This is a genomic window from Micromonospora sp. NPDC049301, from assembly GCF_040678715.1.
Lineage (GTDB): Bacteria > Actinomycetota > Actinomycetes > Mycobacteriales > Micromonosporaceae > Micromonospora.
In genome coordinates, this window is sequence record NZ_JBFAQO010000006.1 from 427,950 (window position 1) to 450,386 (window position 22,437).

Consider the following 22,437-nt stretch of genomic DNA (forward strand, 5'->3'; position numbering starts at 1 on the left):
TCGCCGAACCACCCGAACGGCGTGAACACCGGCAACGGGCTCAGCCGGACTCCCGGCGGGTGGTTGCGGAACGCCGGTGGCCACCGGCCACCCCGCCCCCGATCACCCGTACGGGTCAGACCTTGGCCTTGCCAAGAATGCGGTTCACTGTTGTGCCGCATACCGGACACTTGCCCTTGGCCATGTTCATTCCGGTCTTCGAGACCTCGACGTGCCCCTCGAAGTCCCGCTTCTCCTTGCACTTCACGCAGTAACCGTTGTAGGTCTGGGCCTGGTCGGCCACGGTGCCCTCCTCGTCTCGTCCGCCGGTCAATGCCGTCCCGGCGGGGTGCCCGGCGGCGGGCCACACGGGGCGCCGGCGCTGGGTCTCACTCCGCGGTCACCCTCGTGACCGCTGGTCCGCGGACCCTACCCAGGTCTGGGCAGTTCCATGTCAGCTGTGCATCGACACTGTGAGCAAGTCGACGTCGAGAGTGTGCATGGCGAATTAGGTCGGATAAGTCAGTTTGGCGGGGACACGCCGACCAAACCCTCTCAGCCACCCGTGCGGGTGCCCCCGAGGCGGCGCCGAGCAGGGTGATCACCTACGGTGGAGGGGGACCGGACGGGGCCGCCATCGCTGTTCACCAAGGGTGACGAGATGGCGCGGCGGCGACCCGGCCAGAAATTTTTCGGGACGCCCAGCGACCAATCACCATTTTCTGGGCGCGTGTCGGGTGGTTGACCCTTGCGGACCCCTGGTCAGTACGCATTAGCTTTCCTTCGTGACACGTAGCCGAGGCTGCGCGGGCCAGTGATGGCGGGGACGCGCAAGCCGGTCGTCGAGGTGCGGCGCAGCCAGCGCCGGCGACGCACGGTGTCTGCGTACCGTGACGGTGAGCGCGTCGTCGTCCTCATCCCGGACCAGTTCTCCCGGGCCGAGGAGAGCGAGTGGGTCGACCGGATGCTGGCCCGGCTCGCCGCACGGGAGGGCCGGCTGGCCCGCTCCGACGCCGAGCTGCTCGCCCGGGCCACCCGACTGATCGACCTCTACCTCGCCGGGTACGGCGCACAGGCGGTGCCGGCCAGCGTCCGGTGGGTCACCAACCAGAACGGCCGATGGGGCTCCTGCACGCCCGCCGATCGCAGCATCCGGATCTCGCACCGCGTACAGGACATGCCCGAGTGGGTGATCGACTACGTGTTGCTGCACGAGCTGGCCCACCTCATCGTGCCCAGCCACAACGCCCGGTTCTGGGCGCTGGTCGGCCGCTACCCCAAGGCGGAACGAGCCCGTGGCTACCTCGAGGGCGTGGCCGCCGCCTCCTGCGCCCCCGTCTCCAGCTGACCCCCTCCAGCTCGCCGCAGGGCCCTGGATCGCCGGCCGGCTGGCGGCGGCGCCTGGCTGGCGGCGGCCGGGGTGAGGCGGGCTGGCTGGGGCGGGCGGGGTCGGGGCGTTAGGGTCGGGGACATGGCACGGCGGGTCGTGGTGGCGTTGCTCGGGCCGGTCCACTGGGCGCCGCCCGGCGTCGACCGGGCGGATTGGCGCGCGGCGCTCGCCGAGGACGTCGTCGACCTGATCGCCACCCTCAACGAGGTGGACGTCGCCGTCGCGGTGACCCCGGCCGACCGTGCCCTGGCCGACGCGCTCGTCTGGCCCGGCACCACCGTGTACGAGGTGGCCGAGCCGACGCCGAACGCGGTGTTCGCCGCGCTGGACGGCTACGACCAGGCGGCGGTGCTCGCCGGCGACGTGCCCGACCTGCCGGCGCTGACCGTCGGCAAGCTGCTGCGCCCGCTCACCACCCGGCCGGTCGCGGTGGCTCCGGTGGAGGGCGGCGGCCCGGGCCTGCTCGGGGTGGCCGTGAGACTGCCCGTGGCGGATTGGCTACCTCCGCTGGACCTGGACACGGCGACGCCGGCCGACGCGCGGGCCGGCGCGCCCCGACCCGGGGACGTCGCCGTCACGGCTGGATGGCGGCGGCTGCGCGGGCCTGCGGACCTGGCCACCCTGGACCCGGCCTTCGAGGGCTGGGAGGCCACCCGCGCCCTGCTCTCGGGCTCGGGCCGACCCGCCTGACCCGACCGCCGGCTCGTCCGCCTGACCCGACCGCGAGTGTGGCCGACCGCGGTGAGTCGCCCGGTGCCCGCCACCGATCGGTGCGGGCACCCGGGCTCGGTCGTCAGGGCTTGGCGTCGCCGTCGGTGTCGGTGTCGTCGGGCTGGCCCGGGGCCTTCTCCTCCGCCCCACCGGGTGCGGTGAAGTCGAAGTTGTCCAGCTCGCTGAGGTCCATGTCGTTCATGGCGAACGCTACCGGGTCGGCGAAGTCGTCGTCCGACGGGAGCAGGTCCGGGTGACCCCAGACGGCGTCCCGGCCGGCGATGCCGCGGTGCTGGGTGAGCGCGGCCCAGAGCGCCGCAGCCTCCCGCAGTCGACGCGGGCGCAGCTCCAGGCCGACCAGGGCGGCGAAGGTCTGCTCGGCGGGACCGCCGGCGGCCCGGCGGCGGCGGAACGCCTCACCCAGCCGGACGACGTTGGGCAGCCGGTCGCTGGCGGCGCTGTCCACCACGTGGCACACCCAGCCCTCGACCAGGGCCAGCGCGGTCTCCAGCCGGGCCAGTGAGGCCTTCTGCGCCGGGCTGTCCTCCGGGGTGAAGATGCCCTCCAGGGCGATCGCCTGCATCGACTCCGGGTCGGTCGGGTCGACCCGCCCCATCGCCTCCTCGATCGCCTCCCGATTGACCCGGATGCCCGAGGCGTACATCTCCACCGCGCTGAGCACGTGCCCGCGCAGCCACGGGACGTGCTGGAACAGCCGCTGGTGGGCTGCCTCGCGCAGCGCCACGTAGAGGCGTACCTCGTCCTCGGGAAGCTCCAGGCCCTCGCCGTACGCCCGGATGTTGGCCGGGATCAGCGCGGCCGTGCCGGCCGGGCCGAGCGGCAGCCCGATGTCGCCGGCGGAGAGCACTTCCGCGGCCAGCGAGCCGAGGGCCTGCCCCAACTGCCCGCCGAAGAGCGCGCCACCGAGGGTGGCCACCATCGACTGCATCGGGCCGAGCTGGGCGCGCGCCTCCGGCGGCACCAGGTCGCCCATCGCGCCGACCATCCGGCTGGCGACCGGGTCGCAGAGCTTGCGCCACACGTCCAGCGTCTTGAAGATCCACTCATTGCGGTTCCAGGCCACCGGGGTCTGGATGCCGGACGGCCACGCCGAGGCGGGCTCCAGCCACAGGTCGGCAAGGCGCAGCGCCTCTTCCACGGCGTTGCGCTCGTAGGGCGACACCGCCGGGTCGCCGGCGGCCGCCAGCTGGCTGGCCGCCACCTGCCGGGCCAGGTCCCAATTGACCGGCCCGCTGCCCGGCGCGGAGAGCAGGTGCTGCAACTGCGACATGAACTGCTGCATCTGCGCGGGATCGTTGGGGTCTGGTGGTTGCCCACCCGGTAGCGCGAAACCGAACGGAATATCAGGCACGACGTCTACGGTACGCGCGCCGCGCCCCTGGTCGCCGTCGCTGGCGTTGCGCTGAGGGCGAAGTCGCGCGGCGCATCCGCCAGCCGGGCCCCGAGCGGTCGGTACGCTCTGCCGCATGAGACGTCGTGGCCTGACGGTCCTGCTCGGTGCCCTGTTCACCGCCCTGCTGAGCATCGGGGTGCTCCGGGTGCCGATCCCGTACGTGGTGCTCGGCCCGGGCCCGACGGTCAACACCCTCGGCACCGCGGACGGCAAGGAGGTCATCCAGGTCTCCGGGCGGGAGACGTCCACCTCCGCCGGCCAGCTCCGGCTGACCACGGTGGGTGTGCAGCCGACAGTGCGGCTCCGGGGGGCGATCGCCGGCTGGTTCTCCGACGACGAGGCGGTGGTGCCGCGCGAGCTGGTGTACCCGCCGGGGGAGTCGACGGAGCAGGTCGAGCAGCGCAACGCCGAGGACTTCAAGGTGTCGCAGACCAGCGCCGAGACCGCCGCGCTGCGCGAACTGGGCTTCCCGGTGCAGGTGGTGATCAAGACGGTGGCCGCGGACGGCCCGTCCGCCGGGGCGCTCAAGGTCGGTGACGTGGTCACCTCGGTCGACGGTCAGCCGGTGCCGGTGGCCTCGAAGGTCACCGAGCTGGTCCGGGCCAAGCCGGCCGGCACGGCCCTGACCATCGGCTACACCCGCGACGGCGCGCCGGCCACCGCGACGGTGACGAGTCAGGAGCAGGACGGCCGGCCCCGGATCGGCGTCGAGATCGACCAGCAGCAGCCGCACCCGTTCTCGCTCAGCATCGACCTGGAGGACATCGGCGGGCCGAGTGCCGGCCTGATGTTCGCCCTGGGCATCGTGGACAAGCTGACCCCGGCCGACCTGACCGGCGGCAAGGTCATCGCCGGCACCGGCACCATCGACGACGAGGGCAACGTCGGCCCGATCGGCGGGATCGCCCAGAAACTGGTCGGTGCGAAGCGCGCCGGGGCCAAGGTCTTCCTCGTGCCGGCGGACAACTGCGCCGAGGCGGTCCGCAATCCGCAGCCCGATCTGCCGTTGCTGCGGGTGGGCTCGTTGGACGAGGGGCTGACCGCGCTGGAGACGCTGCGGGCGGGGGGCCAGCCGACCCGCTGCTGACGCGCGTGACCGTGCCCCGCCACGTTCAGGAACACCCCGTACTCTGGGTGCCTGGTCGGAGCCGATCACAGTCGAGCGTGCGGAGCCAACAGTGGTAATGCGTAGCAGCAGCCCCCTGCCGAGGATGAGCCGGCGCGGCCGAGTCACCATCGCTGTCCTGGTCGGGGTGTTCGTGCTCTTCACCCTGCTCGGCTGGGGTGTCCAGGCGTGGACGGACTGGCTCTGGTTCGACGAGGTCCGCTACACCGAGGTCTTCACCGGCGTGCTGGTCACCCGGCTGCTGCTCTTCCTCGCCGTCGGTCTCGGCATGGCGGTCGTCGTCGGCGGCAACCTGTGGTTGGCCCACCGCCTACGCCCGCGGCTGCGTCCGCACTCGGTGGAGCAGGCGACCCTGGAGCGCTACCGGATGGCGCTCAGCCCGCGCCTCGGCACCTGGATCGCGCTGACCGCCGCCGTGGTCGGGCTCTTCGCCGGCCTCTCCGCGCAGAGCCGGTGGAACCAGTGGCTGCTCTTCCGCAACGGCGGCGACTTCGGGATCAAGGACCCGGAGTTCGGGATCGACATCGGCTTCTACGTCTTCCAGTTGCCGTTCTGGCGCTACCTGCTCGGTGTCGCCTTCACCGCCGTGGTGCTGGCCGTGATCGGCGCGCTGGCGGTGCACTACCTCTTCGGCGGGGTCCGCCTCCAGGGCGTCGGGGACCGGATGAGCAACGCGGCCCGCGCCCACCTGAGCAGCCTCGTCGCGGTGTTCGTGCTGCTCAAGTCCGTCGCGTACGTGCTGGACCGGCGCGCGATGCTGCTGGAGTACAACGAGGGCGCCAAGCTGTACGGCGCCGGCTACGCCGACGTCAACGCGCTGCTGCCGGCGAAGGAGATCCTGGCCTACATCTCGATCGTGGTGGCGATCGCGATCATCGTGTTCTCCAACGCCTGGATGCGGAACCTGGTCTGGCCGGGCATCTCGCTCGCCCTGCTCGGCGTGTCCGCAGTGGCCATCGGCGGCATCTACCCCTGGGCGGTGCAGACCTTCGAGGTCAAGCCGAGCGCCAAGGACAAGGAGGCGCCGTACATCCAGCGCAGCATCGACGCGACGCGGGCGGCGTTCGGGCTGGCGGTCACCGAGACCACCCCGTACGCGGCGAGCAACCTCACCCCGCCGGCCAACCTGGCCACCGACACCTCCGTGGTGTCGAACGTGCGGCTGCTCGACCCGCAGCTGGTCAGCGAGACGTACACCCAGCTCCAGCAGGTGCGTGGCTTCTACGACTTCGGCCCGAAGCTGGACATCGACCGGTACGGGGTGAACGGCAAGACCTCGGACTACGTGGTGGGCGTCCGCGAGATCAACTACGGCGAGCTGACCGACCAGCAGAACACCTGGATCAACCGGCACACCGTCTACACCCACGGGTACGGGCTGGTGGCCGCCCCGGCGAACCAGGTGGTCTGCGGCGGGCAGCCGTTCTTCGTCTCCGGCTTCCTCGGCGAGAAGACCCAGGAGGCGTGCTCCTCGCAGACCGAGCAGATCCCGGCGAAGCAGCCGCGGATCTACTACGGCGAGCGGATGGCCGCCGACGACTACGCGATCGTCGGCCAGTCCGACCCGGACAAGAAGGCCGAGTTCGACCGGCCGGTCGGTGAGGGCGGCGGCGAGTCCTACACCTACACCGGTGAGGGCGGCGTGGAGATCGGCTCCTTCACCCGGCGGCTGCTGTACGCCATCAAGGAGCAGGAGTCGAACTTCCTGCTCTCCGAGGCGGTCAACGAGAACTCCAAGCTGCTCTACGTGCGCAACCCGCGCGACCGGGTGGAGAAGGTCGCGCCGTTCCTCACGCTGGACGGGGACCCGTACCCGGCGGTGGTCGACGGCCGGGTGCAGTGGATCGTCGACGGCTACACCACGGCGGCGACCTACCCCTACGCCGAGCGGGTCAACCTCCAGACGGAGACCACCGACGAGCTGACCAACCGGGGCACCTTCCAGCTGGCCCGGGAGAACGTCAACTACATGCGCAACTCGGTGAAGGCCACCGTCGACGCGTACGACGGCACCGTGAAGCTCTACGAGTACGACGACACCGATCCGGTGCTCAAGGCGTGGAACAAGGCGTTCGGCGGTGACCTGGTGCTGCCGAAGAAGGACATCCCGATCGAGCTGACCGAGCACCTGCGCTACCCGGCGGACATGTTCAAGGTGCAGCGCAACCTGCTCACCAAGTTCCACGTGACCAACCCGGGCGACTTCTACTCCGCCCAGGACTTCTGGCAGGTGCCCAACGTGCCGGACGCACCGGACAGCGGCCAGAAGCAGCCCCCGTACTACCTGTTCACCCAGTTCCCCGGGCAGGAGAGCCCGCGGTTCCAGCTCACCTCCGCGGTGACGCCGAACGGCCGGCAGAACCTCGCGGCGCTGATCTCCGGCTCGTACGTCGAGGGGCAGCCCCGGCTGGAGGTGCTGGAGCTTCCGGACCAGACCCGGATCTCCGGCCCCGTGCAGGTGCACCAGCAGATGACCAACAACGCCAACATCCGCCAGCAGCTCAACCTGCTCTCCAGCAACCAGGCGCAGGTGCAGTACGGCAACCTGCTCTCGCTGCCGTTCGCGGACGGCATGCTCTACGTCGAGCCGGTCTACGTGAAGAGCAACCAGCAGGACGCGTACCCGCTGCTGCAGAAGGTGCTGCTCTCCTACGGCGACGGCGGCTCCTTCGTGGCGCTCGCCGACAACATCAACGACGGCATCAAGCAGTTGGTCGACCTGGGCAAGCGGGCCGGGCAGGGCGCTCCGCCGCCCCCGACGACCGGGGGCAACCCGCCGCCGCCGACCACCGGCGACGGCACGCCGCCGCTGACCGGCGAGCTGGCCGCCGCGGCGGACCGGGTGCAGACCGCCATCACCGAGGTCCGGGCCGCCCAGACCTCCGGCGACTTCGAGCGGTACGGCCGCGCGCTCAAGGCGCTGGACGAGGCGCTCACGGCGTTCCAGCAGGCGCAGCAGGTGGCCAACCCGCCCACGGCGCCCAGCGGGAGCCCGTCGCCGAGTGGCAGCGCTCCACCGTCGCCGACCGCCAGCCCGACCGCCGCCCCGGGCGGCTGATCCGCCCGGGCCGTACCTCCCGGAGCCCTCGTCGTCCGGACCGCACCGGTCCGGACGACGGGGGCTCCGCCGTGTCCGCCCGGTGTGCCACCTGTCGCCTCTGCGACAGGTCCGGTGTGCCCGCAACCTGCGGGACCGGCCCGTCGTCCTCACTGCAACGGGGTGCGGACGAGGGGAGCAGTCGTGAGGGATGCGCAGAGCTTCGACGAGTTCTACCGCAGCACCGCCCGGCGGATGTTGCGGTACGGCTACGCGGTCGCGGGCGACCACACCGAAGCACAGGACCTCGTGCAGGAGGCGTTCGCCCGGGCCTGGCGCCAGTGGGGGCGGCTGGCGGCGCATCCCGCACCCGAGGCGTGGCTGCGCCTGGTGGTGGCGCGGTTGGCGACCGACCGCTGGCGGCACCTGCACCGCCGGCGGGCGGTGCTGAGCCGTACCGGACCCCCGCCGCCGGCCCTGCCGCCGAGCGAGGACGGGGTGCTCCTGGTCCACGCGCTCCGCCGGTTGCCGGCCGCCCAGCGGCAGGCGCTGGCCCTGCACTACCTCTTCGACATGTCGGTGGAGGAGATCGCCCGGGAGACCGAGGTCCCGGTCGGCACCGTGAAGTCCTGGCTGTCCCGTGGCCGTTCCCGGCTGGCCGCACTGCTGCCCGACCTTCGCACCGTGAAGCTGGAGGCGAACGATGTCAGCTGAACTCTCCGACCTGTACCGGTCGCTCGGCGCCGCTGCCGACGACCAGGAGCTCACTCACCCCGAGTTGGTTCGGCGGCGTGCCGACCGGCGCGCCCGGGTCCGGGTCGCCGGGGGAGCGCTCGCGGTGGCCGTGCTGCTCGGCGGGGTGGCCGTCGGTGGCCGGCTGGTGTTGTCGGCGGACGGCGCCGCGCCGTTGCCACCGCCTGCCGACACCCCCGGCCCGGTGCCGACCCGGTCGACTCCGTCCCCGTCCCTGTCCTCGTCGCCGTCGGCTCCGACGCGCAGCACGCCGAGCGGTACGCCGCCGGCCCCCACGACGGGCGCGGCCGTCCCCCGGCCGCCGACCTCGATCCCGGACCGTGCCTTCTTCGTCCTGGCGGCCGCGAACCAGACGGGCGTGGAATCGCGGATCGAGGGGCCGGCGCTGCCGGTGCTCTGCGCGGCAAGCTATCCCAGCGAGTCGGCCGTGGTGCAGCGCCGCGGCCGGTACCTGGCCTACAAGCGGTCGGAAACCCCGAAGGGATACGTGCCGGACGGCAGCTACCGGCACACCATCACCATCTACCGGACCGGCCGTGCCGACGACGCGCTGCGGGAGCTACGGCAGGCCGTCCGCGACTGCCCCGAGCAGAAGCTGCCCGACGACGGCGGGAGGACCTGGCGGCAGCGGCTGCTGGGATCGGGGAGATACGGGGACGAGTCGGTGCTGTTCGAGATGCGGGCGCCGTACCCGGAGGGCAGAGGTGACCCCGGTGCGGACGAGGTCCGGTTGGTGCGGTTGATGCGGGTCGGTGACGTGGTGACGGTGCTCTGGGAGCAGGGCTGGGAGAGCACGTCCGCCGAGCGCGCCCAGGTCGACGCCGACAGTCGGCGGGCGGTCGCGGCGATCGAGGACTGGCTGGATTGACGAAGGCCCAGGTCAGCGCGGTGGGCGGCAGCGGTATCAGGGTCGCTTTGCGGTGCTCCGGGTCGGTGCGCTACCGTTAGCGAGCCGACGCGGGGTGGAGCAGCTCGGTAGCTCGCTGGGCTCATAACCCAGAGGTCGCAGGTTCAAATCCTGTCCCCGCTACGAGAGAAACACCGTTCAAGAGTCCGTCTCCTGTTCCAGGGGGCGGGCTCTTGTTCTCTGTCCGGCTGTTCTCTGCGCGGCCGCGTCAGTCCGGTGCCCAGGCGGGCGGGCCTGATTCGCTGGCTTCCGAGCCGATGCGGGCCCCGCTGATCATCACCGGACCGGATGGGTTAGGGTTAACCAGTCGACGCGGGGTGGAGCAGCTCGGTAGCTCGCTGGGCTCATAACCCAGAGGTCGCAGGTTCAAATCCTGTCCCCGCTACCACGACGAAAGGCCCCCGAGGAGAAGATCCTCGGGGGCCTTTCGCATTTCCCGCCCCCGGCCGCCCGGCCGATCTCCGTCGCACGATTCGGCGTGGACCAGCGTGCCGAGGTTGCGCCCTTCGGCGAGGATGGGCACATGTCTTCATTCGGCAAGTGGTGGGGCCGGCTCAGCGCGGTCCTCGGTGCGGTCGTGCTGGCGGTCTTCGTGCCCGTCGCGGCCTGGGCGTCCACGGGTACCGGCGAGCTGGTGGTGGAGGCCGCCCGCCGGCGGTCCCGCGGCGGCGGCTTCGGTTTCCTCGGCCTGCTCTGCTGCCTGGTGGTGGTGGCGATCATCGTGTTCCTGGTGCTGCGTCTGACCCGCAACCGCCGGGGCGGCCCGCCGCGCTGACCCGGTCGGTGGTCAGGCCGCCAGGGCGCCGTTGGCCTGGGCGATGAACCGGGAGGTGGCCGCGCGGGTGCCGGCGCGCCCGGAACGGACGCTCTCGGCGGCGTTGACCAGCAGGGTACGCACCTTGGCGTGCCCCTTGGGTGGTGGCGCCGGCGCCGGCCCGAGCTGTTCGGCGATGCTGGCGTTGAACGCGGCGGCCCGCCGCTGGGCCGGGTCGGTGATGCTGCCCTCGGTGTAACGCCGGGCGGCGATGCTGGCGTTGAGGCCGCGTTCGTGGCCGAGGACGGTGCCGGCCTCGCCGTTCGTGGTCAGGAAGTTGATCACGTCGATGACGGTGTCCGGGTGACGGGTGCCGCGGAACCCCGCCCAGTACATCGACGCCCGCGCCCACTGCGCGCCCGGCGGGCCCGGGAAGCCGACCAGCCCCAGCTCGGCCTCCGTGAGGCGCTGCAACTCCGGTAGCTGGTGGGACCAGGCGAACGACGCTGCGGTCAACCCGCTGACCACCAGTTGCCGGGCCGGCTCCCCGCTGTCGGCCTGCTCGACCAGCGCCGCGGCCGGCGTGGCTCGCCCACCCCGGGCGCGCTGCCACAGCTCGAACCAGCCGATCAGCTCGTCCGCGCCGAAGCCGAGCTGGTGCCCCCGGTAGAACTCGCCGCCCTGCGAGCGCAGCCACAGCCAGAGCGCGCGGTAGTCGCCGGACGGGTCCATGGTGCCGGCCACCCGGCCGTCGCTGGCCTCGGTGACCTGCGTCGCCCAGGCGATGTAGTCCGCCCAGGACATCCCGCCGCGTGGCTCCGGCACCCGCAACTCCCGCAGCAGGTCCCGGTTGAAGACCACCGCCGCGAGCGTCTGCCCGCCGGCCACCGCCATCGTCCGCCCGTCGACCGTGCCGTAGCGGATCAGGCCCTCGGGCAGGCCGCGCAGGTCCAACCGGTGGTCGGCGACCGGGTCGCTGAGGTCGAGGAGGATCTGGCGCTGGGTGTACTCGGTCAGCACGGCGTCGTCGAGCTGGATCAGGTCCGGTACGTTGCCGCCGGCCGCCTGGGTGGCCAGCCGGTCGTAGTAGCCGTCGGCGCCCTGCCAGGTGACTCGGAAGGCGACCCGGGGATTGCGCTCCGAGTAGAGCCGCAGCACCTTCTCGGTGAGCTCGGCCCGTTTCGCCCCGCCCCACCAGAAGACCGACAGCTCGACCGGCCCCTCCTCGGTCGACGTGGCGGCGTCGTCGCTGCACCCGGTCAGCCCGCCGGCCGCCAGCAGGGGGGCGCCGAGCAGCGCGCCGAGCACTCGGCGCCGGCCCGGGTCGGCACCGAGGCGGTGGATCGGGGGGCGAACAACGGGCACGGGGTCTCCTGGCACCTGCGGGCGGGCGGTCGGACCATTCACGCAGGCGGCGCAGGAGGGTGTCAACGTCCGTCCGGGCACCCCTGCCGGGAACGGCGGCGCGGGTGGTCGAAGCGGGCACCCCGGCGCCGCGTGGTGTACTAGGGCGCGTGGAACTTCTGCACTCGGGCAAGGTCCGGGACGTCTACGCCGACGGCGACGACCTGATCCTGGTCGCCTCGGACCGCATCTCGATCTACGACGTGGCGCTGCCGACGCCGATTCCGGACAAGGGTCGACTGCTCACCGCGCTCTCGCTGTGGTGGTTCGAGCAGCTCGCCGACCTGGTGCCGAACCACGTCATCTCGGCCACCGACGTGCCGGCGGAGTTCGCCGGCCGGGCGATCCGCTGCCAGCGGCTGGACATGGTCCCGGTCGAGTGCGTGGCCCGGGGTTATCTCACCGGCGGCGGCCTGCGGGAGTACGAGCGCACGGGCACGGTCTCCGGCGTGCCGCTGCCCCGGGGGCTCGGCGAGGCGTCGATCCTGCCTGAGCCGATCTTCACGCCGTCGAGCAAGGCGCCGGTGGGCGAGCACGACGAGCCGATCACGTTCGCCGACGTGGTGGACAAGGTGGGTCAGGCCACCGCCGAGCGGCTGCGGGAGATCACCATCGACATCTACCGCCGCGGGGCCGAACTGGCCGCCGACCGGGGCATCCTGGTCGCCGACACCAAGATCGAGCTGGGCTGGGCGCCGGACGGCACGCTGGTCCTCGCCGACGAGCTGTTGACCTCCGACTCGTCGCGGTTCTGGCCGGCCGAGTCGTACCAGCCGGGTCGGGTGCAGTTCTCCTACGACAAGCAGTACGTGCGGGACTGGGCCACCGGCAGCGGCTGGGACAAGCAGGGTCCGGCGCCGGACATGCCGGCCGAGGTGGTCGAGGCCACCCGGGCCCGCTACGTCGAGGTCTACGAGAAGCTCACCGGCAACCGCTGGAGCTGAGCCGGGCGGGTCGCAGCGGGTGCTCGGCTCGCCGTCCTGGACGCCCCCGGACGCCCCCGGGTGGACGCCCCCGGGTGACTGTCGCGCGCCCTTTGCTCTGCTTCACTCAACGCAACACGGACAGCACCCTTTCGTTGCGCCCGTTGAAGCAGAGCAAAGGATGCGCAAGCTGGAACGGCCACCCGGATTTCCCCGTGCACGAAGGGCCAGTGAACGAGGTTCGTGATCCGTGCGACGGGATCCAGGCGAGCCCGGTGGAATTCACTCCACCCAGTCGAGGGTGCGCTGTACGGCCTTGCGCCAGTTGTGCAACTCCCGGTCGCGCAGCTCCGGGGCCATGGCCGGCTCCCACTGCGCGTCCGAGCGCCACTGCGCGCGCAGGGTGGCCAGGTCCGGCCAGAAGCCGACCGCGAGGCCGGCCGCGTACGCGGCGCCGAGGCAGGTGGTCTCGGTGATCCGGGAGCGGACCACCGGCACGTCGAGCACGTCGGCGAGGACCTGCATGAGCAGCCCGTTCGCGGTCATTCCGCCATCCACCCGGAGCCGGCGCAGCGCCACATCGGAGTCGGCGTTCATCGCGTCCACCACCTCGCGGGTCTGCCACGCCGACGCCTCCAGCACCGCCCGCGCCAGGTGCCCCTTGGTGATGTAGCCGGTCAGGCCGGCAATCACGCCGCGGGCGTCGCTGCGCCAGTGCGGGGCGAAGAGCCCGGAGAACGCGGGCACCACGTAGCAGCCGCCGTTGTCGTCCACGGTCCGGGCCAGCGCCTCCACCTCATCGGCGGATGAGATCAACCCGAGGTTGTCCCGCAGCCACTGCACCAGCGACCCGGTGACCGCGATCGCGCCCTCCAGCGCGTACGCCGCCGGCTGGCCGTCGATCCGGTAGGCGACGGTGGTGAGCAGCCCGTGCGTCGACGGGACCGGGCTGGCCCCGGTGTTGAGCAGCAGGAAGCTGCCGGTGCCGTAGGTGCACTTCGCCTCGCCCGGCTGGAAGCAGGTCTGGCCGAACAGGGCGGCCTGTTGATCGCCGAGCGCGCTGGCGACCGGCACCCCGGCCAGCACGCCGGTGGCCGTGCCGTACACCTCGGCGGAGGAACGGATCTCCGGCAGCATGGCCGCCGGCACGCCCATCGCGTCCAGCAACTCCGGGGACCAACCCAGGGTGGCGAGGTCCATCAGCATCGTCCGGCTGGCGTTGGTCACGTCCGTGACGTGCTCGCCGGTCAGCTTCCAGATCAACCAGCTGTCCATGGTGCCGAAGAGCACCTCGCCGCGCTCGGCGCGTTCGCGCAGGCCGTCCACCTCGTCCAGCAGCCAGCGCAGTTTGGGCCCGGCGAAGTAGGTGGCCAGCGGCAGGCCGGTGCGGGCCCGGAACCACTCCTCGCCGTACGTCGACGCCAGCTCACGCAGCAGCGGCCCGGTGCGGGTGTCCTGCCAGACCACCGCGTTGGCCACCGGGCGGCCGGTGGCCCGGTCCCAGATCACGGTGGTCTCGCGCTGGTTGGTGATGCCGACCGCCGCCAGCCCGGCCGCGTCGGTGCCGGCCGACCGCAACGCCTCCTGGACCACCCGTTGGACGTTGTCCCAGATCTCCTCGGCGTCGTGCTCCACCCAGCCGGGTCGGGGGAAGATCTGCCGGTGCTCGCGCTGTGCCACGGCGACGATCTGCCCGGCCCGGTCGAAGACGATGCACCGTGAGGAGGTGGTGCCCTGATCGATGGCGGCGACGTACTGGGGGGTCACGGCAGCACCGTACCCGGACCGGCCGCGCGGTGCGACCGGCGTCACGGTCGGTTGCGGCCCGCCGCCGTCCCGCGCCGGCCGTTTCGCCTACGATGTGCGAACGTGCGCGACATCGCCGTTTTCAGTGGAACCGCCCATCCCGACCTCGCCGCCGAGATCTGCGCCCACCTGGGGGTGCCGCTGCATCCCGTCCGCGTCTCCCGGTTCGCCAACGACTGCCTGGAAGTGCAGTTGCAGGCCAACTGCCGGGAGCGGGACGTCTTCCTGATCCAGCCGCTGGTGCCACCGGTGCAGGAGCACCTGGTCGAGCTGCTGCTGATGATCGACGCCGCCCGGGGTGCGTCCGCCGGGCGGATCACGGTGGTGCTGCCGCACTACGCGTACGCGCGCTCGGACAAGAAGGACGCGCCGCGGATCTCGATCGGCGCCCGGCTCGTCGCCGACCTGCTCACCTCGGCCGGCGCCGACCGGGTGCTCGCGATGACCCTGCACTCGCCGCAGGTGCACGGCTTCTTCAGCGTTCCCGTGGACCACCTGCACGCGCTGCGCGAGCTGGCCACCCACTTTCGCCGCTACGACCTCAGCAACACCGTGGTCGTCTCGCCCGACCTGGGCAACGCCAAGCAGGCCGCCGCCTTCGCCCGACTGCTGGGCACGCCGGTCGCGGCGGGTGCGAAGCAGCGGTTCAGCGACGACCTGGTCAAGATCAGCGCGGTGATCGGCGAGGTGGCCGACCGGGACGTCATCGTGCTGGACGACGAGATCGCCAAGGGCAGCACGGTCGTCGAGCTGATGGAGCACCTGCGTGGCCTCAAGGTGCGCTCGATCCGGCTGGCCTGCACGCACGGCCTCTTCTCGGGTGACGCGCTGCGGCGACTCAGCGAGCAGGACGGCGTACTGGAGATCGTCTGCACCAACACGGTCCCCATCCCGACCGCCAAGCGGGTCCCCGAACTCCAGGTCCTCTCGGTGGCGCCGGCCCTGGCCGAGGCGATGCGCCGGATCCACAACGGCGAATCCGTCTCCGCGCTCTTCGCCTGACCCGCGGGCCCCCGGGCGGGGTCAGTGCGGGGTGTGGTTGGGGATGACGAGGGCCGAGGTGATGCGGACGGTGGTGCCGGCGGTGCCGGTGGCCACCTCCATGGTGTCGGTCAGCTCGCGGGCCAGCCAGAGGCCCCAGCCGCCCGCGGTGTCCGGAGCCGGTCGGCGCCGGTCGCCGAGCCGCTGCGCGCTGATCCCGTGCCCGTGGTCGGCGACCTCGCAGACCAGCGTCCCCGACTCTCGCCAGAGCCGCAGCCACCCTCGCCCGCCGCCATGCCGCACCGCGTTCGTGATCAGCTCGTTGACCGCCAGCACGAAGTCGTCCAGCCGCTGGCCGGCCAGCCCGCAGGCGTGCGCGCAGGAGGTGACCGAGTGTCGGATCTCGGTCACCTCGGCCTGATCGAAGGCCTCGGCGATCAGCAGGGCAGGTTCGATGGGCACAACCGTACGCGGTGCGTGCGGATCTGCGTTCGTCATGGCCCCGTCCCGACGGCGAATCTCGGAGAATTTCGCGGCTTTTCCACCGTACGTCAGGGTTTCTCGAACCGCACTCGCCGCCGGCCGCCCGGCTGGTCCGACTGTGGCATCCTGACCGCCATGCCGTCGCCGTCGGGTGGATTCGAGGTGCCGCTCTGGCGGGCGCTCGCGGTGTTCCGGTTCGCGTCCCTGGCGTACGTCTGCGTGCTCGCGGTGCGCGATGCCGACCGGTACGCCCACCCGTTCGCGGTCGGCGCCCTGGTCCTGGTGATGATCGCCTGGACGGGGGCGACCGCGATCGGGTACGCGCGCCCGGCCTGGCGGCGGTGGCCGCTGCTGCTGGCCGACCTCGGGGTGGTGATGGCCGTCGTGCTGTCCACCCCGTGGGTGGTCGGCCGGGCGGCGCTCGCCACCGGCGTACCCACTCTGGGTGTGGCCTGGATGGCGGGCCCGGTCCTGGCCTGGGCCGTCTCCGGTGGCCGGCGGCGGGGCACCGTGGCCGCGCTGCTGGTCGCCGGCGCGGACCTGGCCACCCGGGAGCGGATCGCCCAGTCCTCGTTCACCGGGGTGATCCTGATGCTGCTCGCCGGAGTGGTGGTCGGGCACGTGGCCCGGCTCGCGGTGACGGCCGAGGAGCGGCTGCAACGTGCGGTGGAGCTGGAGGCCGCGACCCGGGAGCGGGAGCGGCTGGCCCGCGACATCCACGACTCGGTTCTCCAGGTGCTGGCACTGGTGCAGCGGCGCGGCGCCGACCTGCCCGGCGAGGCTGGCGAGCTGGCCCGGCTGGCCGGCGAGCAGGAGGCCGCGCTGCGCGCGCTGATCGCCGGCGCCGCCCCGGCCGATGGCGGCGCCCCGGACGCGGCCGGCGTCGTGGATCTGCGGACGCTGCTCGGCCGGTACGCCTCACCGGCGGTGTCGCTCTCCGCGCCGGCCACCCCGGTGCCGCTGCCCCGTCGCGTGGCCGGGGAACTGGCCGCCGCGACCGGCGCGGCACTGGACAACGTGGGGCGGCACGCCGACGGGCGGGCCTGGGTGCTGATCGAGGACGAGGGGGCGACCGTGACCGTGTCGATCCGCGACGAGGGGCCGGGCATCCCGGACGGCCGGCTGGCGGAGGCGGCCGCTCAGGGCCGACTCGGTGTGACCCAGTCGATCCGGGGTCGGATGGCGGACCTGGGCGGAACGGCCCGGATCGTGTCGGCGCCGGAGGCCGGCACCGAGATCGAGCTGACCGTGCCGAGGGCCGAGCCGTGACCGCGGTGCGGGTGATGGTGGTCGACGACCACCCGATGTGGCGCGAGGGCGTGGCCCGGGACCTCACCGAGGCCGGTTTCCTGGTGGTGGCCACCAGCGGTGAGGGGCGGCAGGCGATCCGGGTGGCCGCCGCAGCCCGACCGGACGTGGTCGTCCTCGACCTGCAACTACCGGACATCTCCGGTGTCGAGGTGGTCCGGGGGTTGCGCGCGGCGCTTCCCGACGTGCGCGTGCTGATGCTCAGCGCCAGCGGGGAACAGCAGAGCGTGCTGGACGCGGTCAAGGCGGGGGCCACCGGGTACCTGGTGAAGTCGACGGCGCCGGCCGAGTTTCTCGACGCGGTCCGGCGCACGGCGGCCGGCGACCCGGTGTTCACCCCCGGCCTCGCCGGGCTGGTCCTTGGCGAGTACCGCCGGCTGGCCGCCGGCCCGGGGGTGGACGCCAGGTCGGCCGGCGGCGGGGAGCCCGGGGCGCCGCGCCTCACCGACCGGGAGACCGAGGTGCTGCGTCTGGTGGCCAAGGGACTGTCGTACAAGCAGATCGCGCAGCGGCTCGGGCTGTCGCACCGCACGGTGCAGAACCATGTGCAGAACACCTTGGGCAAACTTCACCTGCACAACCGGGTCGAGCTGACCCGGTACGCGATCGAGCGCGGCCTGGACGACTGAGACCGCTCAGACCGAGCGCGGCGGCTCCGTCTCGTGGATGGCCAGCTCCTCGGCGCTCGCACCGCCGCCGGCTGAACCGGCGTCGTACGCCACGGAGTCGGTCTCCTGGTCGGTGTGCGCCCCCTCGTCCGGTTCCACCAGCCGGCCCACCGTGTGGTCGGCCACCGTGCCGAGCTGGCCGTGGTCGTAGAGGGAGACCGGCGAGTTCGGGTCCGAGGTGGGGCCCGGGTCCATCACGTCGGCGTCCAGCTGGGCCTCGGCAGCGGCCGCCTCGTTCTCCGCCTCGAAGGCGATCTTCGGGTCGACCGGGCCGGCCAGCGGGTCGTCCACCGGGCGTTCGAAGCTCTCCCGCTGGAGCTTGTAGTCCAACGACTCACCGTCGAGCTGTTCCTCGGCGGTGGTCCCGAACCGGTCCACCGCCACCGGCGTCCGATCGCCGGGCAGCTGGGCCGGATCGGGACCGTCCGCCTCGCGCCCGGTGAGCACGTCGTCGTTGGCGCTCGAGTCGTCGTCGGCGGTGTCGGGCAGCCCGTCCGCCTCGGGGTCGGACACGGGGGTCGGGTACTCGTTGTCGCGCATGTCTGATCACTACCCGCTGCCCTGCCGCCGTAACCGGGGGACCGCCGCCCCGCTGGTGGTGAGCCGGACACCAGGGCGGCAACGCCCCGTCAGGCCAGGGCGTCGGTTTCGTCCTCGGGATCCAGCACGCACCAGACGACCTTGCCGTCCGGTACGGCGCTGCTGCCCCACCGGCGGGCCATCGTGTCGATCAGCAGTAGGCCCCGCCCGCCGGCCCGGGTCGACGGGGCCAGCCCGCCGAACGTGGGCCGGAGCGGGGAGTGGTCGCGAACCGCCACGCGCAGGGTGCCGGCCTGCGGAGCCAGCCGGATGGTCATCGGGGTCCGGGCGTGCGCCACCACGTTGTTGACCATCTCGGTGATCGCGATGCTCGCCGTCTCGGCCAGCGTCCGCACGTCCCAGTGCAGACAGCCGGTCATGACCAGCTCGCGGGCCTCTCGGGCGGCGCCCACCGTCGGTGCCAGCTCGGCGGTGAGGACCGCCGCCAGCGGCGCCGCCGCCAGCGCGTCGCCCAGGTTGGGCCAGGCCGGGACGCCGGCCAGCGTGGCCTGGGCCCCGCCGGAGCCGGAGACCGCCGGGTCGCAGAGCAGCAGGTCCGCGGCGGGCCAGTCGGCAACCTCCTGGCGGACCTCGGCGAAGACGCCCAGCCCGACCTGGTCGGCGACCCGCAGCCCGGTCACGTCGGCCACCACCGGGCCGGGTCGGTCGCAGAGTCGGGAGAGCAGAGCGTCCCGAACCATGCCCGCGCCGGCGGCGTCGAGCACTCCGGTCAGCCGGACCACCGGGGACGACTCGTCGATCTCCACCAGGCAACGCGCGCGGGTCGACATGATCGCCCCATTGTGCTCCCGGGTGACCGGCGTCGCATCCGGGCGACCGAACCCGGTCATCAGCGCTCCAGCCGCGACCGGCGGCTGATCGCCGCCATCGTGCCGACCGCGGTGCCCGCGGCGGCTAGGCCGAACGCGGCGGTCATGCGTACCAGCTGCCGCCGCCGGCCGTGCCAGCCGCCGTCGCGGCGGCCCTGCGCGTCGGCGTGGAACACGTTGCCGCTGGTGTCCACCCGCGCGCCCGGGCCGAACTGCGCGCGGTGGACGTACCAACCGAGGGCCCGCTCCGCCAGCGCCGGTGCCAGCCGCCACTGCAGGCCGAGCAGCCGGGCGGCGCCGCCGGCGTACGCCTCGCGGCGTGGCCGGCGCAGCAGCCGGACGATGGTCTCGGCGACCACCTCCGGCGGGTAGATCGGCGGCGGTGGCACCAGCTCTCGGCCGCTGTGGTTCGCCGAGTGCCGGAAGAACGGGGTGTCGATGGTGGCCGGCAGCACGGTGCAGATCGACACCTGCCCCCGGCCGGTGACCCGCAGCTCCTGGCGGACGGTGTCGGCCAGCCCCCGGATGCCGTGCTTGGTGGCGTTGTACGCCGACTGGTACGGCATCGCCACCTCGGCCAGCACCGAGGCGTTGTTGACCAGCACCCCGCCGCCGGCCGCGCTGAGGTGCGGCAGCGCGGCCTTGATGCCGTGCACCGCGCCGAGCAGGTTCACCTCGAGCACGCGGCGGAACTCGGCGACCGGGATCTCGTCGAACAGCCCCACCGCACTCACCGCGGCGTTGTTCACCCACGCGTCGATCCGCCCGAACTCGGCCGCCGCCCGGTCGGCCAGCCGCTGCACCGACTCCAGGTCCGTCACGTCGGTCGGCACGGCCAGCGCCCGGCCACCCAGTTGCCGACAGTGTTGGGCGACCTGCCGAAGCGCCGGCTCGCTGCGGGCGGCCAGCACGACGGCGGCGCCCCGGCGCGCCAGGGCGTACGCGGTGGCCGTGCCGATCCCGCTGGAGGCGCCGGTGATCACCACTGTCGAATCGTCCAGGCTCCGGGTCAGTGGCATTCCTGAGCGGTACCCCGGGCGGGCCCCGGTCATACCACCGGCCACTACCCGATCGGTGCGGGATCGGCGCCCCGCGGGGTCGCGGCGGGGCTGACGTGATTGCCGTGGCGCAAGTGTCGGTGGCACTCGCGGGGACTGTTCCCGATCTGCCAGGTTTCGGCTTCTGGTCACCGGGTTAATGGGACGCTCTGACCGGGAGGACCACTGCCGAGGAAAGATCGCAGGGAGGTGACCCATGCGCGTCGGCCTCGTCTGCGCGCACACCAGCTCGTACCGGCACGCCGACGGCCCGCCGGTCGGCACCCGACAGCACATCGCGCGGGTCGCCGCCGAGCTGGCCGGCCGAGGCCACGACGTCCGGCTCTACGAGCGTCGGGACGACCCAGGGCTGCCGGTGACGGTGGACGTCGACGGCTACCGGGTGCACCGGGTGCCAGCCGGCCCGCCCACGCCGCTGCCCACCGCCGGGCTGATCCCACACGTCACCGAGTTCGGCCGTTGGCTGACCGACGAGTGGGCCGGTGCCTGGCGACCCGAGGTGGTGCACGGGCACTACTGGATCGGCGGCCTGGCCGCGGCGCACGCCGTCCGGGAGACCGACATCCCGGTGGTGCAGACCTTCCACTCGCTCGGCGTGGAGCAGCTGCGCCACCTGGGCGGCCGATACGACGGCCCGGGGGAGCGGATCCCGCTGGAACGCGCGCTGACCCGGGCGGTGGACATCGCGGTCGCCCAGAACAACGACGAGGTGGACGAGCTGACCCGGATGGGCCTGCAACGCAGCTCGGTGGCGATGGTGCCGGCGGGGGTGGACACCGAGCAGTTCCACCCCGACGGTGAGGCGGCGCCGCGCGAGCAGCGGGCGCGGATCCTCTCCGTGGGCGGGCTCTCGCCAGGGCACGGCCAGGAGGACCTGATCCGGGCGATGCGGCTGGTCGGCGACGCCGAGCTGGTGATCGCCGGCGGGCCGCTGGTCGACCGGTTGGCCAACCACACGGAGGCGCGCCGGCTGCGGGAGCTGGCCGAACAGGCCGGGGTGGCCGACCAGGTGCGGCTCGTCGGTGCGGTGCCGCACGACCAGATGGCCACCTGGTACCGGTCCGCGGACGTGGTGGCCTGCACGCCGCACTACTCGTCGGCCGGGCGGGTCTCGCTCGAGGCGATGGCGTGCGGGGTGCCGGTGGTCGGCTACGCGATGGGCGGTCTGGCGGACGCCGTCGTCGACGAGGTCACCGGCCGGCTGGTGCCGCCCGGCGACGTGCGGACGCTCGGGGTCTCCCTGCGCCGGCTGCTCGCCGACAACGCCGGCCGGTTCGCCTACGGCCACGCGGCGGTGGACCGGGTCCGGAGCAGTTACACGTGGGAACGGACCGCCGGCGCGCTGGAGCGCCTCTACGAGCGGGTGGTGAGTCGCCGCAAGCCGGTCGAAGCCTGAACAGGGCCCGGCGGGTTGGTGCTCGTCAGCCGGGCTGGCCGACGCCCACCATGGTCCGGTCGCGGCGGCGCGCCTTCGCGTGGTGGTGCTGCGGCTCGGCGTACCGGGTCAGCCCGATCACCGAGGCGAGGGTGACCAGGAAGCCGACCGCGGCCAGCCACTCCCGCCCCGGCCAGATCTTGTCGTTGAGCAGCAGGAGGCCGACGATCGCCGCCGGCACCGCCCCGGCGGCGTCCATGGCGGCGACCGCGGCGGTGGTGGAGCCGCGCTGCATCGCCAGGCCGAGCAGCAGCTGGCCGACGATCGAGTGGACGATCAGCAGGTAGAACAGCGGGTCGGCGAGGAACGCCTCGACGGACGGCGCGGAGGCCAGGGGTCGGGCGGCCACCGCGGCCGAGGAGAACGCCAGCCCGGCCAGCGAGCCGAGGGCCACCGAACCGGGCGCCCCCTGCAACCGGACGGCGAAGAAGCCGAGAACCGCGATCACGCCGAGCGCCACCAGCAGGGCGACCGAGCCGGCGGTGCCGAGCTGCCGGGACGGCGCCGGCCGGGCGGCCAGCACCAGCGCGGTGATCCCGGCGAAGAGCAGGGCCAGCAGCGCCACCTCGGCCACCGGTAACCGCCACTTCAACACCAGCACGCCGAGGATGGCGGTCACCCCGAGCCCGGCGGCCACGCTGGCCTGCACCAGGAACAGCGGCAGGTCGCGCCGGGCCAGGAAGGCGAGCACGAAGCCACCGATCTGGCAGGTCAGCCCGACCAGGTACGTCCGGTGCCCGGCCAGCCGCAGCAGCAGGCCCGGATCGAAGGTGTGGTGCACCGTGGTGCGGGCCGCGGCCACCGACTGGAGCAGGTTGGCGACGCCGTAAGCGACGATCATCGCCGCGAGGAAGCACCAGCCGGAGGAGACCACCTGGCGAGGATAGAGGT

General features: G+C 72.8%; 20 protein-coding genes, 2 tRNA genes and 1 pseudogene. 14 read left to right on the forward strand and 9 right to left on the reverse strand.

Annotation, left to right across the window (positions count from 1 at the left end; all coding sequences use genetic code 11):
* Positions 1–115: 115 nt before the first annotated feature.
* Positions 116–283, reverse strand: a complete 168-nt coding sequence (locus AB0K07_RS20700; protein WP_007464795.1) for a DUF5679 domain-containing protein — start codon at positions 281–283, stop codon at positions 116–118.
* Positions 284–796: 513 nt separating this feature from the next.
* Between AB0K07_RS20700 and AB0K07_RS20705 the strand changes: the two genes are divergently transcribed.
* Both AB0K07_RS20705 and AB0K07_RS20710 read left to right on the forward strand, forming a co-directional pair.
* Positions 797–1,327 (forward strand): M48 family metallopeptidase, encoded by a 531-nt coding sequence (locus AB0K07_RS20705; protein ID WP_363757025.1) that lies wholly within the window; start codon positions 797–799, stop codon positions 1,325–1,327.
* A gap of 123 nt (positions 1,328–1,450) precedes the next feature.
* Positions 1,451–2,059: a hypothetical protein gene (locus tag AB0K07_RS20710; RefSeq protein ID WP_363757026.1), complete on the forward strand. Its 609-nt coding sequence runs from the start codon at positions 1,451–1,453 to the stop codon at positions 2,057–2,059.
* Positions 2,060–2,162: 103 nt separating this feature from the next.
* Here AB0K07_RS20710 and AB0K07_RS20715 read toward each other — a convergent pair whose 3' ends face one another.
* Complete coding sequence (locus tag AB0K07_RS20715) at positions 2,163–3,452, reverse strand: zinc-dependent metalloprotease (protein ID WP_363757027.1); 1,290 nt, start codon at positions 3,450–3,452, stop codon at positions 2,163–2,165.
* 115 nt (positions 3,453–3,567) lie between these two features.
* Between AB0K07_RS20715 and AB0K07_RS20720 the strand changes: the two genes are divergently transcribed.
* From AB0K07_RS20720 to AB0K07_RS20750, 7 genes are all read left to right on the forward strand, one after another.
* Positions 3,568–4,581: a PDZ domain-containing protein gene (locus AB0K07_RS20720; protein ID WP_363757028.1), complete on the forward strand. Its 1,014-nt coding sequence runs from the start codon at positions 3,568–3,570 to the stop codon at positions 4,579–4,581.
* Between the two features lie 97 nt (positions 4,582–4,678).
* Complete coding sequence (locus tag AB0K07_RS20725; RefSeq protein ID WP_363757029.1) at positions 4,679–7,678, forward strand: UPF0182 family protein; 3,000 nt, start codon at positions 4,679–4,681, stop codon at positions 7,676–7,678.
* 183 nt (positions 7,679–7,861) lie between these two features.
* Entirely contained in the window at positions 7,862–8,371 is a 510-nt protein-coding gene (locus AB0K07_RS20730; RefSeq protein WP_363757030.1) for a SigE family RNA polymerase sigma factor, read from the forward strand.
* Positions 8,361–9,278, forward strand: coding sequence for a hypothetical protein (locus AB0K07_RS20735; protein WP_363757031.1), 918 nt, complete (start codon positions 8,361–8,363; stop codon positions 9,276–9,278). Before AB0K07_RS20730 ends, AB0K07_RS20735 begins: the two co-directional genes overlap by 11 nt.
* Before the next feature lie 88 nt (positions 9,279–9,366).
* Positions 9,367–9,440: transfer RNA gene (locus AB0K07_RS20740), tRNA-Met, on the forward strand.
* Between the two features lie 188 nt (positions 9,441–9,628).
* Positions 9,629–9,705, forward strand: a tRNA-Met gene (locus AB0K07_RS20745).
* A 135-nt stretch (positions 9,706–9,840) separates the two neighbouring features.
* Positions 9,841–10,092, forward strand: a complete 252-nt coding sequence (locus AB0K07_RS20750) for a hypothetical protein (RefSeq protein ID WP_089019121.1) — start codon at positions 9,841–9,843, stop codon at positions 10,090–10,092.
* Between the two features lie 12 nt (positions 10,093–10,104).
* Here AB0K07_RS20750 and AB0K07_RS20755 read toward each other — a convergent pair whose 3' ends face one another.
* Complete coding sequence (locus tag AB0K07_RS20755) at positions 10,105–11,436, reverse strand: extracellular solute-binding protein (protein ID WP_363757032.1); 1,332 nt, start codon at positions 11,434–11,436, stop codon at positions 10,105–10,107.
* Between the two features lie 149 nt (positions 11,437–11,585).
* On the opposite strand from AB0K07_RS20755, the gene AB0K07_RS20760 reads away from it, so the two are divergent.
* Positions 11,586–12,419 (forward strand): phosphoribosylaminoimidazolesuccinocarboxamide synthase, encoded by an 834-nt coding sequence (locus AB0K07_RS20760; protein ID WP_363757033.1) that lies wholly within the window; start codon positions 11,586–11,588, stop codon positions 12,417–12,419.
* 261 nt (positions 12,420–12,680) lie between these two features.
* Here the strand turns inward: AB0K07_RS20760 and glpK are convergent, their stop codons facing one another.
* Complete coding sequence (gene glpK, locus AB0K07_RS20765) at positions 12,681–14,165, reverse strand: glycerol kinase GlpK (RefSeq protein ID WP_363757034.1); 1,485 nt, start codon at positions 14,163–14,165, stop codon at positions 12,681–12,683.
* Positions 14,166–14,267: 102 nt separating this feature from the next.
* Between glpK and AB0K07_RS20770 the strand changes: the two genes are divergently transcribed.
* Positions 14,268–15,206: a ribose-phosphate pyrophosphokinase gene (locus AB0K07_RS20770; protein WP_363757035.1), complete on the forward strand. Its 939-nt coding sequence runs from the start codon at positions 14,268–14,270 to the stop codon at positions 15,204–15,206.
* Between the two features lie 21 nt (positions 15,207–15,227).
* Here AB0K07_RS20770 and AB0K07_RS20775 read toward each other — a convergent pair whose 3' ends face one another.
* On the reverse strand, positions 15,228–15,683 hold the full coding sequence (locus AB0K07_RS20775) for an ATP-binding protein (RefSeq protein WP_363757036.1): 456 nt from the start codon (positions 15,681–15,683) through the stop codon (positions 15,228–15,230).
* Positions 15,684–15,803: 120 nt separating this feature from the next.
* On the opposite strand from AB0K07_RS20775, the gene AB0K07_RS20780 reads away from it, so the two are divergent.
* Together AB0K07_RS20780 and AB0K07_RS20785 are read left to right on the forward strand one after the other, a co-directional pair.
* Positions 15,804–16,937: a DUF5931 domain-containing protein gene (locus AB0K07_RS20780; protein ID WP_363757037.1), complete on the forward strand. Its 1,134-nt coding sequence runs from the start codon at positions 15,804–15,806 to the stop codon at positions 16,935–16,937.
* A 14-nt stretch (positions 16,938–16,951) separates the two neighbouring features.
* The gene (locus AB0K07_RS20785) at positions 16,952–17,605 is read left to right on the forward strand and encodes a response regulator transcription factor (protein ID WP_363757175.1); all 654 of its coding nucleotides are present in this window, start codon (positions 16,952–16,954) and stop codon (positions 17,603–17,605) included.
* Positions 17,606–17,611: 6 nt separating this feature from the next.
* On the opposite strand, the gene AB0K07_RS20790 is transcribed toward AB0K07_RS20785, so the two are convergent.
* From AB0K07_RS20790 to AB0K07_RS20800, 3 genes are all read right to left on the reverse strand, one after another.
* Positions 17,612–18,184, reverse strand: a complete 573-nt coding sequence (locus AB0K07_RS20790) for a DUF5709 domain-containing protein (RefSeq protein ID WP_363757038.1) — start codon at positions 18,182–18,184, stop codon at positions 17,612–17,614.
* An 89-nt stretch (positions 18,185–18,273) separates the two neighbouring features.
* Positions 18,274–19,074 carry an ATP-binding protein gene (locus AB0K07_RS20795; RefSeq protein ID WP_363757039.1) on the reverse strand — a complete coding sequence of 267 codons (801 nt, stop codon included), beginning with the start codon at positions 19,072–19,074 and terminating at the stop codon, positions 18,274–18,276.
* On the reverse strand, positions 19,074–20,072 hold the full coding sequence (locus tag AB0K07_RS20800; RefSeq protein WP_363757040.1) for an SDR family oxidoreductase: 999 nt from the start codon (positions 20,070–20,072) through the stop codon (positions 19,074–19,076). Before AB0K07_RS20800 ends, AB0K07_RS20795 begins: the two co-directional genes overlap by 1 nt.
* A gap of 235 nt (positions 20,073–20,307) precedes the next feature.
* On the opposite strand from AB0K07_RS20800, the gene AB0K07_RS20805 reads away from it, so the two are divergent.
* The gene (locus AB0K07_RS20805; protein WP_363757041.1) at positions 20,308–21,507 is read left to right on the forward strand and encodes a glycosyltransferase; all 1,200 of its coding nucleotides are present in this window, start codon (positions 20,308–20,310) and stop codon (positions 21,505–21,507) included.
* On the opposite strand, the pseudogene AB0K07_RS20810 reads toward AB0K07_RS20805, so the two are convergent.
* A pseudogene (locus AB0K07_RS20810) lies at positions 21,465–22,387 on the reverse strand (hypothetical protein). The gene AB0K07_RS20805 and the pseudogene AB0K07_RS20810 overlap by 43 nt on opposite strands.
* Positions 22,388–22,437: the final 50 nt, after the last annotated feature.

What these genes read in the sequence shown, in the direction of transcription:
- AB0K07_RS20705 (WP_363757025.1), top strand. Translation starts at nt 797, where the DNA reads ATGGCGGGGACGCGCAAGCCGGTCGTCGAGGTGCGGCGCAGCCAGCGC.
- AB0K07_RS20710 (WP_363757026.1), top strand. Translation starts at nt 1,451, where the DNA reads ATGGCACGGCGGGTCGTGGTGGCGTTGCTCGGGCCGGTCCACTGGGCG.
- AB0K07_RS20720 (WP_363757028.1), top strand. Translation starts at nt 3,568, where the DNA reads ATGAGACGTCGTGGCCTGACGGTCCTGCTCGGTGCCCTGTTCACCGCC.
- AB0K07_RS20725 (WP_363757029.1), top strand. Translation starts at nt 4,679, where the DNA reads ATGCGTAGCAGCAGCCCCCTGCCGAGGATGAGCCGGCGCGGCCGAGTC.
- AB0K07_RS20735 (WP_363757031.1), top strand. Translation starts at nt 8,361, where the DNA reads ATGTCAGCTGAACTCTCCGACCTGTACCGGTCGCTCGGCGCCGCTGCC.
- AB0K07_RS20750 (WP_089019121.1), top strand. Translation starts at nt 9,841, where the DNA reads ATGTCTTCATTCGGCAAGTGGTGGGGCCGGCTCAGCGCGGTCCTCGGT.
- AB0K07_RS20775 (WP_363757036.1), bottom strand. Translation starts at nt 15,683, where the DNA reads ATGACGAACGCAGATCCGCACGCACCGCGTACGGTTGTGCCCATCGAA.
- AB0K07_RS20780 (WP_363757037.1), top strand. Translation starts at nt 15,804, where the DNA reads ATGCCGTCGCCGTCGGGTGGATTCGAGGTGCCGCTCTGGCGGGCGCTC.
- AB0K07_RS20785 (WP_363757175.1), top strand. Translation starts at nt 16,952, where the DNA reads ATGGTGGTCGACGACCACCCGATGTGGCGCGAGGGCGTGGCCCGGGAC.
- AB0K07_RS20790 (WP_363757038.1), bottom strand. Translation starts at nt 18,184, where the DNA reads ATGCGCGACAACGAGTACCCGACCCCCGTGTCCGACCCCGAGGCGGAC.
- AB0K07_RS20795 (WP_363757039.1), bottom strand. Translation starts at nt 19,074, where the DNA reads ATGACCGGGTTCGGTCGCCCGGATGCGACGCCGGTCACCCGGGAGCAC.
- AB0K07_RS20800 (WP_363757040.1), bottom strand. Translation starts at nt 20,072, where the DNA reads ATGCCACTGACCCGGAGCCTGGACGATTCGACAGTGGTGATCACCGGC.
- AB0K07_RS20805 (WP_363757041.1), top strand. Translation starts at nt 20,308, where the DNA reads ATGCGCGTCGGCCTCGTCTGCGCGCACACCAGCTCGTACCGGCACGCC.